Source organism: Pseudoselenomonas ruminantium (assembly GCF_900142515.1).
Taxonomy (GTDB): domain Bacteria; phylum Bacillota; class Negativicutes; order Selenomonadales; family Selenomonadaceae; genus Selenomonas_A; species Selenomonas_A ruminantium_D.
This window is the reverse complement of the sequence record NZ_FRBC01000017.1, coordinates 1-10,764: the sequence shown is the minus strand read 5'-3', so window position 1 is coordinate 10,764 and position 10,764 is coordinate 1. Positions and strand designations below refer to the sequence as shown.

The 10,764-nt window shown below is 50.6% G+C and carries 13 protein-coding genes; all 13 read left to right on the top strand.

Annotated elements, in window-relative coordinates:
• The first annotated feature begins 41 nt into the window (after positions 1–41).
• Positions 42–887, top strand: a complete 846-nt coding sequence (dapF, locus tag BUB68_RS09130; protein WP_073090396.1) for a diaminopimelate epimerase — start codon at positions 42–44, stop codon at positions 885–887.
• A gap of 2 nt (positions 888–889) precedes the next feature.
• Positions 890–1,765 (top strand): YicC/YloC family endoribonuclease, encoded by an 876-nt coding sequence (locus BUB68_RS09125; protein ID WP_081371940.1) that lies wholly within the window; start codon positions 890–892, stop codon positions 1,763–1,765.
• 13 nt (positions 1,766–1,778) lie between these two features.
• Positions 1,779–2,063: an extracellular matrix/biofilm regulator RemA gene (gene remA, locus BUB68_RS09120; RefSeq protein ID WP_073090390.1), complete on the top strand. Its 285-nt coding sequence runs from the start codon at positions 1,779–1,781 to the stop codon at positions 2,061–2,063.
• Positions 2,064–2,666: a guanylate kinase gene (gmk, locus tag BUB68_RS09115; protein WP_073090388.1), complete on the top strand. Its 603-nt coding sequence runs from the start codon at positions 2,064–2,066 to the stop codon at positions 2,664–2,666.
• Complete coding sequence (gene rpoZ, locus BUB68_RS09110; protein ID WP_173437244.1) at positions 2,666–2,902, top strand: DNA-directed RNA polymerase subunit omega; 237 nt, start codon at positions 2,666–2,668, stop codon at positions 2,900–2,902. The genes gmk and rpoZ overlap by 1 nt, the downstream gene beginning before the upstream one ends.
• Before the next feature lies 1 nt (position 2,903).
• Complete coding sequence (coaBC, locus tag BUB68_RS09105; RefSeq protein ID WP_073090386.1) at positions 2,904–4,103, top strand: bifunctional phosphopantothenoylcysteine decarboxylase/phosphopantothenate--cysteine ligase CoaBC; 1,200 nt, start codon at positions 2,904–2,906, stop codon at positions 4,101–4,103.
• 17 nt (positions 4,104–4,120) lie between these two features.
• Positions 4,121–4,438, top strand: coding sequence for a hypothetical protein (locus BUB68_RS09100; protein ID WP_073090383.1), 318 nt, complete (start codon positions 4,121–4,123; stop codon positions 4,436–4,438).
• 124 nt (positions 4,439–4,562) lie between these two features.
• A complete protein-coding gene (locus BUB68_RS09095; RefSeq protein WP_371914854.1) occupies positions 4,563–5,456 on the top strand; it encodes a metal ABC transporter substrate-binding protein in 894 nt (297 codons plus the stop codon).
• A gap of 120 nt (positions 5,457–5,576) precedes the next feature.
• A complete protein-coding gene (locus BUB68_RS09090; protein ID WP_073090520.1) occupies positions 5,577–6,029 on the top strand; it encodes a CtsR family transcriptional regulator in 453 nt (150 codons plus the stop codon).
• 12 nt (positions 6,030–6,041) lie between these two features.
• Positions 6,042–6,596: a UvrB/UvrC motif-containing protein gene (locus BUB68_RS09085; RefSeq protein ID WP_073090380.1), complete on the top strand. Its 555-nt coding sequence runs from the start codon at positions 6,042–6,044 to the stop codon at positions 6,594–6,596.
• Positions 6,589–7,668: an ATP--guanido phosphotransferase gene (locus BUB68_RS09080; protein ID WP_073090377.1), complete on the top strand. Its 1,080-nt coding sequence runs from the start codon at positions 6,589–6,591 to the stop codon at positions 7,666–7,668. The genes BUB68_RS09085 and BUB68_RS09080 overlap by 8 nt, the downstream gene beginning before the upstream one ends.
• Positions 7,669–7,670: 2 nt before the next feature.
• Complete coding sequence (locus BUB68_RS09075) at positions 7,671–10,169, top strand: ATP-dependent Clp protease ATP-binding subunit (protein ID WP_073090374.1); 2,499 nt, start codon at positions 7,671–7,673, stop codon at positions 10,167–10,169.
• Between the two features lie 343 nt (positions 10,170–10,512).
• Positions 10,513–10,764, top strand: a 252-nt coding sequence (locus tag BUB68_RS09070; RefSeq protein ID WP_073090371.1) for a transposase, incomplete at its 3' end; no start/stop codon positions are given.

Genomic DNA, 10,764 nt, shown 5'->3' with positions numbered 1-10,764 from the left:
TATAGTGTAGATATCGAAATAGACAGGAGGCAGGAATTGTGATGAAGAAATTTACGAAGTGGCAGGGTTGTGGCAATGATTTTGTGTTGTTTGACTGCTTGCAGGATGAGATTCAGGATTATGCTGCTTTGGCCCGCGAGGTCTGTGACCGTCATTATGGTGTCGGGGCGGACGGAATCTTAGTGGTACTGCCTTCTGATAAAGCGGACTTTCGTATGCGGATCTTTAATACGGATGGCAGTGAGGCTGAGATGTGTGGCAATGGCATCCGTTGTTTTGCCCGTTATCTTTATGACTTTGGCCTGACGAAAAAGACCCGTTTCACGGTAGAGACGGGGGCGGGGATTCTTGTCCCGGAGATTGTCCTGGAGGACGATACGATCAAAGGCATCAAGGTAGATATGGGAGAGCCGCATCTTTTGGGTGAGGAAATCCCGGTGATTGGCTTTGATGGTCAAAAAGTGATCGATCAGTCCATGACAGTAGCGGGAAAGGAATACCATTTTACTGCTGTATCGATGGGAAATCCTCACTGTGTCATCTTTGTGGAAGATGCAGAGGCTTTTCCTATTTATGAATTGGGCAGTAAGTTTGAATCCCATGAGCTTTTCCCGCGTAAAACGAATACGGAATTCGTGGAGATAAAGGACCGCCAGCATGTGCGGATGCGCGTCTGGGAACGTGGGGCTGCGGTGACGCTGGCCTGTGGTACGGGCTCTTGTGCTACCGTGGTGGCAGGTATTCTGAATGGTAAGCTGGACAAAGAAGCTGAAGTAGAGCTTGATGGTGGAAAACTTCTGATTCATTGGGCAGAGAACAACCATGTGTTCATGACAGGACCAGCTGAGTTGGTTTTCCAGGGTGAACTGACGGATCGCGAGGCATGATTATGTTAAAGAGTATGACCGGTTTCGGGGCTGCTGTGGCAGAAAATGATGCCTATAAGGTGACTGTAGAATTGAAAGCAGTCAATCAGCGGTTCTTTGAGGTGAATTTTCATATGCCTCGTCAACTGGGACAATGGGAAGAACGTCTGCGGAAGATGATCCGTCAGACAGCGGCCCGGGGCAAGGTGGATATCTTCATCAATTTCCAGGATAAGCGGGAGACGAAAAGCAGTATCCGCGTGGATAAGGGGCTGGCATTGGCTTATCAGGCCGCATTGAATGAGCTTAGTGATACCCTGCATATTCCCCGCCCGGATGATGCAGCGCTGTTTGCCGGTTTTCCTGAGGTGTTGCAGGTGGAACAGACCGCGGAACTGGACGATATGCTGCCAGTGCTTCTTGAGGCTGTAGATCAAGCGGCTATGACGTTTGATAGCATGCGGCAGCGGGAAGGGGCACATATTGCCGAGGATTTCCTTAAACGTCTGGCTTTGCTGGAGGATATGCGCCAGCAGCTGATAGAGCTTTCTCCTGTTATCGTGGAGGAACGGCGTCAGCATTTGCAGGCGGTATTGGCAGAGGCATTTTCTGGCAAGGAAATGGATGAAACGCGGATCATTCAGGAGACGGCTTTGTTTGCTGACCGGGTAAACTATACGGAGGAAATCGTGCGTCTGGCCAGCCATATCAGCCAATTCCGGCAGATCATGGAGGCAGAGGAACCCGTAGGCCGCAAGCTGGATTTCCTTATCCAGGAATTCAATCGGGAAACCAATACCATAGGCTCGAAAGCCAATAATAAAGAGGCTGCGCAGCTAGTGGTAGATATGAAAAGTGAAATCGAAAAGATTCGTGAGCAGGTGCAAAATATCGAGTAAAGGGGAGATACTGATGGATATCAAACTCATCAATATCGGCTTTGGTAATATTGTATCGGCCAATCGTATTGTGGCCATTGTCAGTCCGGAATCGGCACCCATCAAGCGTATCATTCAGGAAGCCAGGGATGGGGAACGGCTTATTGATGCTACCTATGGACGCCGTACGCGGGCGGTTATCATCATGGACAGCGATCATGTGATCCTCTCGGCCGTGCAGCCAGAAACGGTAGCGCATCGGGTTGAAGATGATGTGGATGATGCGAAGGTAGAGAAAGAGAAAGAAGACGAGGAATAAATGAGTAAAGGATTATTGATTGTCGTTTCCGGCCCATCGGGAACGGGCAAGGGTACTGTTTGCAGTGAATTGTTGAGCCAGGCTGAAGATCTGGCCTATTCTATTTCTGCGACTACCCGTCAGCCGCGGGCAGGCGAAGTCGATGGTAAGAATTACTATTTCATGGATAAGGCTGACTTTGAGAAGAAAATTGCTGAGGGTGGCTTTTTGGAATATGCCAATGTTTATGGCAACTACTATGGTACCCCCTTGGCAAAGATTGAAGAGCGTTTGGCTGAGGGAGAGGATATCCTGTTGGAGATCGATACCCAGGGGGCACTGAATGTCATGAAAAAATGCCCGGCAGGATTGTTTATTTTCCTGGTCCCGCCTTCGCTGGCTGAGTTGGAGCGCCGTATACGGGGCCGTGGTTCCGAAACGGAAGAATCCCTGCAGAAGCGCATGGGGTCTGCCCGGAAGGAAATTGAAGATGGCAAGAAATATGGCTATGTAGTGGTAAATGATACGGTCAAGAATGCTGTGCAGCGCATTATGGCAATCCGTACCGCTGAACATTGCCGTGTAGATAAAAATCAGAACATATTTGAGGAGTTGGCAGAGTAATGAAAGTAATGAGCAAACCGGAAATGAGCATGGTGAATCCATCTACGGATAAATTGATGTCCCGCGTGGACAGCCGTTATGGTCTGGTGGTATGCGCTTCCAAGCGTGCCCGTCAGCTGGTGGATGGTGAAGAACTCAAGGAAATCGAGATGAAGTCCACGAAAGATGTTACCAATGCTTTAGAAGAAATCGCCGAAGGCAAGATCGCCTACAAGATTTCCAAGGCTGATCTGTAAGATGGGCGCTTTGACAGGCAAGAAAATTGTTTTGGGAGTGACGGGAGGCATTGCCGCCTATAAGGCGGTGGAGATTGCCTCCCGTCTCCGCAAGGCAGGAGCAGAAGTCCATGTGATCATGACCCGTGAGGCCACGGAATTTGTCACCGAGCTGACCTTCCGAGAAATCACGGGACAGCCCGTATCTGTGGATATGTGGGCTAAGGTCACAAACTTCAATGTGGAGCATATCGCGCTGGCTACGCTGGCGGATTTGGTGCTGATCGCTCCGGCAACGGCGAACATCATCGCCAAGATTGCTGCAGGGATTGCGGATGATATGCTGACCACCACCGTGTTGGCAACCAAGGCGCCTGTAATGTTGGCGCCAGCCATGAACACCAATATGTATGAGAATCCCGTTACCCAGGGGAATATGGCAGAACTCAGGCGCCGGGGCATGCAGTTGATAGAGCCGGCTTCCGGCCATCTGGCCTGCGGTATCGAGGGCAAGGGCCGGCTTCCGGAACCTGTGCAGATTGTACAGGAAGTCATGGATTTCATGACCAGGGAGCAGCCTTTGCAGGGGCGGAGAATCATTGTGACGGCCGGCGGGACGATAGAGCCTTTAGACCCGGTGCGTTATTTGGGCAACCGTTCTACGGGCAAGATGGGCTATGCTATTGCCGCTGAAGCAGCTCGGCAGGGGGCAGAGGTCTTGCTGGTGTCCGGGCCCAGCAATCTGCCCAATCCCGCAGGCGTGCGGACGGTGCGCATTCAGACCGCACGGGAGATGCAGGCTGCTGTCGAAGCCGAATATGGCGAAGCTGATGCGGTCATCATGTCGGCGGCAGTGGCTGATTATCGGCCGAAGAATGTAGCGGCAGATAAGATCAAGAAGAGCGATGATGAACTGGTGCTGCATCTGGAACGCAATCCCGATATTTTGTTCGGGCTGGGCCAGCAAAAACAGCAGCAGGTCCTCGTAGGTTTTGCGGCAGAAACCTGCAATGTGGAGGAATATGCCAAAAAGAAACTGACGAAAAAGAATCTGGATTTCATCGTCGCGAATGATGTTTCATCCAAGGATGCTGGCTTTGCCGTGGACAACAATCGCGTCCAGCTTTATTTCCGGGATGGCCGCGCAGAAAAATACCCGCTGATGGCGAAGGCTGAATTGGCCAAGGTTATATTGGAAAAGGTGGCAGGGATCCTGTCTTAAAACAAAGGAGGCGCGCTATGCCTAAGGTTACCCGTGAAGATATTCCCAACTGGTTCCAGCGTAAGACTGGTTTTAATGTAGATGTGGAAGAGCTGAAGAAAGCGGCGGAACTTGACCGCATAGCCTGCGCCGATGAGCCCATGAAGCTGATGCGGGAACTTTGGGGAATCACTCCCAGGGACTGCGAAAAGCTATTGGGGGCTCCTAGCCGTACGGTGGAGATGTGGTTTCATAAAGACGCCTCCCGGCCGCCTTCCTGGGTGGTGCGGCTCATCGTGGAGAAGTGTGCGGAGCTCCATGAACGCCGCCTGCAGCGGGAAAAGAAGCGTCGTTGATCACATATGAACAGATATGCAACTGATAATCTTACTCAATTAACTTGACATATCAGGCAAACGACTGTAAAATGTGACCTGTTCTCATGTTACAGTTGCTTTCTCTAAGGGAGGAGTGTTTGCTTTGAAGAAGTTGATGGGTATATTATCAGTTGTTTTATTATGTCTGACTATGGTTGGCTGTGGAGGACCGGCAGGGCAGGACAAGAAGGAATTCACGATTGTCACGTCGTTCTATCCCATGTATATTGATGTGCTGAACATCACCAAAGGGGTAGACGGAGTGAAAGTGGTCAATATGACCAAGCCGCAGACCGGCTGCCTGCATGATTATCAGCTGACTACCGAGGATATGAAGACGCTGGAAAGCGCAGATGTATTCGTGGTCAATGGTGCTGGCATGGAAAGCTTCTTGGAAAAGGCTGCCAAGCAGAATCCGAAGATGAAGACCATTGAGGCTTCCAATTATAAGGATATCAACCTGCTCAAGAACGGTGATGAGGAAAATCCGCATGTGTGGCTGTCCGTGACGTATGCGATTGCGCAGGTCAAAGCCATTACAGCAGGGCTTTGCGAGGCTGATCCGGCACATAAAGATGCATACCGTCAGAACGCGCTGGATTATTGCATGAAACTGGAAGCGCTCAAGAAGGAAATGCACGAGAATCTCGACAACCTGCCTCATAAGGATATCGTTACTTTCCATGAAGCTTTCCCGTATCTGGCAAAAGAATTCAAGCTGAATATTGTCAGCGTCGTTGAGCGGGAGCCGGGCACGGAGCCGACGCCGCAGGAATTGGAAGATACCATCAAGCAGGTCAATGGCCTGACGGCAAAGGTGCTCTTCACGGAACCGCAGTATTCTCCAGCAGCAGCTGAGACCATCGCCCGGGAAACCGGTGCTAAGATCTACCAGCTTGATCCGGTGGTGACTGGTGAAGCCAATGAAAGCGCTATGGATGCTTATATCGATACCATGAAAAAGAATATGGCCGTGCTGAAAGAAGCATTGCAGTGATTGCGGACTGACTTGTCAATTTGACAAGTCAGTTTTTTCTTGCCAAAAGTCAAAAAAACAAATATAATAGAATAAAAGTCAAATGGTCAATTGTAATTTATTTTATAGAAGGTGATGAAAGTGAGCAATATTGCCGATTTGATTGAAGCCTATATTTTACGGCAGCTGGCCACTCAGCAGGATGGCAAAGTGGAACTGCGGCGCACGGATATCGCCGACGAGATTTCCTGTGCGCCTTCGCAGATCAGCTATGTGCTGTCCACCCGTTTTACCCAGGACAAGGGGTTTGTAGTGGAATCGCGCCGTGGATTGGGTGGATTTATCCGCATTGTGCAGGTGCCGGTCAAGAATATGGTCTATGAGGACATGCTGGCATCCATCAAGCCGGACACAGAACTGCCGGTGGTGCAGTCCATGATCAAATATCTCTTGCAGCATGAGATGGTGACAGCGCGTGAGGCATCGCTGATGATGCAGTTCGTTGTATCGATCTTCCAGTCGGAAACCATTATCGACAAAGAGCGGGTACGGATGCTCAAGACGATGCTGCTGACCTTGGAAAATTTCTCGTAAGGGGGAACGGTTATGTTATGTGATGATTGCGGACGCCACGAAGCAGTGGTGCATATCACCCAGATTGGCCCTAATGGGCGGGTGGAGAAGAACCTTTGCGAGTCCTGTGCTGCAGGTTATCGTGAGTTTACAGGGATACCACAGGAGCGGCGTCATGTGTCGGTCGATGATTTCCTGCGGGGAATCTTCAACAGTGCGAATGTCAACCCTGCAGATGAGGATCCGGCGCAGAATACAGCGGGAGAGCTGGTTTGTCCGCGTTGTGGTATGAGCTACCGTGACTTCAGCCAGCAGGGCAAGATTGGTTGCGCTGCTTGTTATGCAACTTTTCGCGGCCAGCTGGAACCTATGCTCAGACGTATACATGGCTCCAGCGTCCATCGGGGGAAAATTCCCCATCGCAGTGGCGGTACGCTGGAATTGAAACAAAATATTGTTCTCTTGCAGCAGGAGTTGAAGACTTGCGTGGAGAAGGAAGAATATGAAAAGGCCGCAGAAATAAGGGACAAGGTGCGGGCAATGAAACAGGAACTGGCCGCCAAGGAAGGAGGCAGGGAAAATGCTTGAAAGAGTTTTACAGGATAGTCGTCTGAGCTGGCTGCAGCAGGCTGGTGCGGATAGTGATGTGGTACTGGCAAGCCGAATCCTGTTATCCCGTAATCTGCAGGACCTGCCTTTTCCAAATCGGGCGGACCTTTATGAACTGCAGACCGTGGAGAATCGTCTGGCTGCGGTGATTCCTGCAGTACAGACAGTGGCGGGCGAAGCGTTGCAAGGTGTAGAAATGGAAAAACTTTCTGCTCTGCAGCGGGAAGTCTTGCGTGAGAAACAGCTGATCAGTGAAAAAATGCTGAAGACTCCCCAGCATCGTGCGGTTTATCTGGGAGCAAGCCAAAAGACCAGTTTGATGGTCAATGAAGAGGACCATATTCGCATTCAATGTGTAACGGCAGGACTTGACCTGGCAGGGCCGTTGAAGCGTGCTTTTTCCATCGACGACCTACTAGAGAGCAAGCTGGATATAGCTTTTGATGAAAAGATGGGGTATCTTACTTCCAGTCCGACCAATCTGGGGACAGGATTGCGGGCGGCAGTGCTCCTGCATCTGCCAGGATTGGTCTTTACCCGCAATGTCAGCAGCATCATCAATATATCTCCGCAGCTGGGGTTGGCTGTGCGCCCGCTGTTCGGGGATGAAAAAGAACAGCCTGGCTGCCTGTTCCAGATTGCCAACCAGCTGACTTTGGGTTACTCGGAACAGGAGCTTATCGACAACCTGCGAGGGGCTGTGACGGAAATTGTAGCGCATGAACGGCGGGCACGAAAGGCTTTGGCACTCTATATGAAAGAGCGGCTTGAAGATGAAGTGTGGCGAGCTTATGGCACGTTATCGCATGCACGTCTGCTGTCTGAGAAAGAAGTTTTGGAACTTTTATCCCGCCTGCGGTTAGGGATGGATCTGAAGCTGATCCGTGGGTTGGCACCGGAATGCTATGGCCAATTACTGCTTAGCACCCGCACCAGCTTCCTGCAGAATCTGGCTGCCAATGAGAATCTGTCCAAGACGGAAGTGGATCGCTTGCGGGCACAGCATGTGCGAAGGCTTATCGAGGAAAATCAGGTAAGCCTGGAGGAATAACTATGGAATATCGTAATCATTTTACCAATACGGCAATCAAGGCGATTGAGTTTGCCCAATATGCGGCAAGGGATCTGGCGCAGGATTACGTTGGGACGGAACATATCCTGCTGGGATTGCTCCATGAGAAAGAGGGGCTGGCAGCCAAGGCAATGGGCGCTATGGGCATGAGCTTTGAAAAAGTGATGACACAGGTGCAGCGCATTGTGTCCCGGGAGGCAGAGTATCCCTCGGATAATCCTTACTATACACCGCGAGCCAAGCGGGTTTTGGAGGGCGCTTTTGAGGAAGCGCAGGGGCTGGGACATAGCTACATTGGTACCGAGCATATCTTGCTGAGCTTGCTGGAAGAAACCGAAGGTGCGGCTATGGAGGTCCTGGAGCTGATGGGAATCAATCCGGATGCTCTGCAGGATGAAATCATGGACAGAATGGACGGCCAACATCCTGAAGGAGAATGTCTTATGGCGGAGAGCCATCGGGGTCGTCATTCGCGGGAAGGTACACCGCTGTTGAAGAAATATGGACGGAATCTCAACAAGTCTGCCTTGGATGGACAACTGGATCCTGTCATAGGCCGGAAGACGGAAATTCAACGGGTCATTCAGATCCTGTCCCGCCGGACCAAAAACAATCCGGTGCTCCTGGGAGAGCCAGGCGTGGGAAAAACGGCCATTGCTGAAGGTTTGGCGCAGTGTATTGTGGATGGCACAGTGCCTTATATGCTGCAGGATAAGCAGGTAGTATCGCTGTCTATGGCTTCACTGGTCGCTGGTGCGAAGTATCGTGGTGAATTTGAAGAACGGCTGAAGGGTGTGATTGAAGAGATCAGGCGGACCGGCAATATCATTCTCTTCATCGATGAAATGCATACGCTGGTTGGCGCTGGTGCTGGTGAGGGGGCATTGGATGCTGCCAACATCCTGAAACCGGCATTGTCCCGTGGTGAAATTCAGATTATCGGTGCTACTACTCTGGATGAATACAAGAAGTATCTCGAAAAGGATGCAGCACTATCCCGCCGTTTTCAGCCAATCATGGTGGAAGAGCCGAATATGGAAGATGCAGAGAAGATTCTTTATGGATTGCGCAGCAAATATGAGGAATTCCACCGGGCGACAATCGAAGATGAAGCTGTAAAAGCGGCGGTGCGCCTGTCCCAGCGTTATATCTCGGATAGATTCCTGCCGGATAAGGCCATTGACCTGATGGATGAAGCTGCTTCCAAGGTACGGATGGGACAAGTGGCGCCTACCGCAAAATTACAGGAATTGCGGGATAGACTTCAGCAGCTGCTGATTGAAAAAGAAGCGGCCATCACGGCTCAGGACTATGAGAAAGCGGCCAGTATCCGGGATAAAGCACAGCAGCTCAAGGAAGAACTGGATGATACCCGCCGGGATTGGAACAAAAAGGGGCAAAACCATATCACTGTGACCGCGGAGGACATTGCGGCGGTGACTTCCCAATGGACAGGTATTCCTGTGAGTCAGTTGGCTGCTTCGGAATCGGCACGGCTGTTGAAGCTCGAGAAGATTTTGGGCAAGCGGGTGATTGGACAGGGGGATGCTGTCAAAGCCGTATCCAAGGCCATCCGTCGTGCCCGCTCAGGTCTTAAGGACCCCAGACGTCCCATTGGATCGTTTTTGTTTTTGGGGCCTACAGGTGTCGGCAAGACCGAGTTGGCTAAGACACTGGCTGATGCGCTTTTCGGTTCGGAGGAAGCAATCATCCGTTTCGATATGAGCGAGTATATGGAAAAGCATACGGTTTCCCGTATGGTAGGTGCTCCTCCGGGATATGTGGGCTATCAGGAAGGTGGACAGCTCACGGATGCTGTGCGCCGCCGGCCTTATTCCATCATTTTGTTGGATGAGATTGAAAAGGCACATCCGGATGTGTTTAATCTGCTCCTGCAGGTGCTGGATGATGGACGTCTTACAGATGGGCAGGGGCGGACGGTGGATTTCCGCAACAGCGTGATCATCATGACATCCAATGCGGGTGCTAACCTGCTGAAGAAGAGCACTGGCACCATGGGATTTGCTGTGAATACAAAAAATGAACAGGCTGATGAGGAAAAAGCCGCTGAAAAACGTGTCTTGAATGCGGTGAAACATATCTTCAAGCCAGAATTCCTGAATCGCGTAGATGAACAGCTGGTATTCCGTCCCTTGGGGCGCCGGGATTTGAGCAAGATCGTGGATATTTTGCTGCAGGATGTAAAAAAACGCTTGCAGGAAAAGGATATCCAGCTGGAAATCAGTCCTTCTGCCCGGGGCAAACTGGTGGAGGCCGGCACGGATTTCAAGTTTGGCGCACGTCCCCTGAAACGGGCCATCCAGAAAATGGTCGAAGATGAGATCGCCGAATTGCTGTTAGCTGGCAAGTTCAAGGCGGGGGATACCGTCTGCGTACGCAAGTGTGGCTCAGAATTGGATTTTTCCAAGAAGGCCAAACAGCCGTTGAGAGGCAGGGAGTCTGTAAATGTCCCGCAATAAACTCACCTCGCAAGGCCCAGGCGGGTGGCTGTGGAATTTTATCGTCAACTTCTTCTGGGCCATTGTGTGGTTGGGACGAAGTATAATAAGGCTTATAAGAAAGAACATGAACAGGTAGATGGCGTTACCCGAACTATAAGATCCGCTTTAGTGAGGCGGGGCTGGTTTTCCGGCTCCGTCTCTTTTTTTATGATTGGTGTGTCGAGTGAAAAGCTGGAAAAATGTATTTAAATATAGAATAAACTTTACAATATTATATAATGGGCCCATGAATTCAGACCAGTACTGAAAATTTTAAGAGTGCATGATATAGTATAGGTAACGAAAATTGGAGGTTGCCATCATGCCAAGAAAAAAGTACACTGCTGAATTCAAGACCAAGATCGTCCTGTCGATTCTTCAAGGTGACAAGGAATTCAATGTAATCTGCTCTGAAAACGGCCTGAATCCAAACATGGTCAGAAAATGGAAGCAGGAGTTCCTACAGAATGCCCATCTCGCCTTTGGAGCAGACTCTGAGCGTAAGGCCGTTCAGAGGAAGGAGGACGACCTGAAGAAAAAGAATGACCAGATGCTAAGAACTATCGGTCAGCTT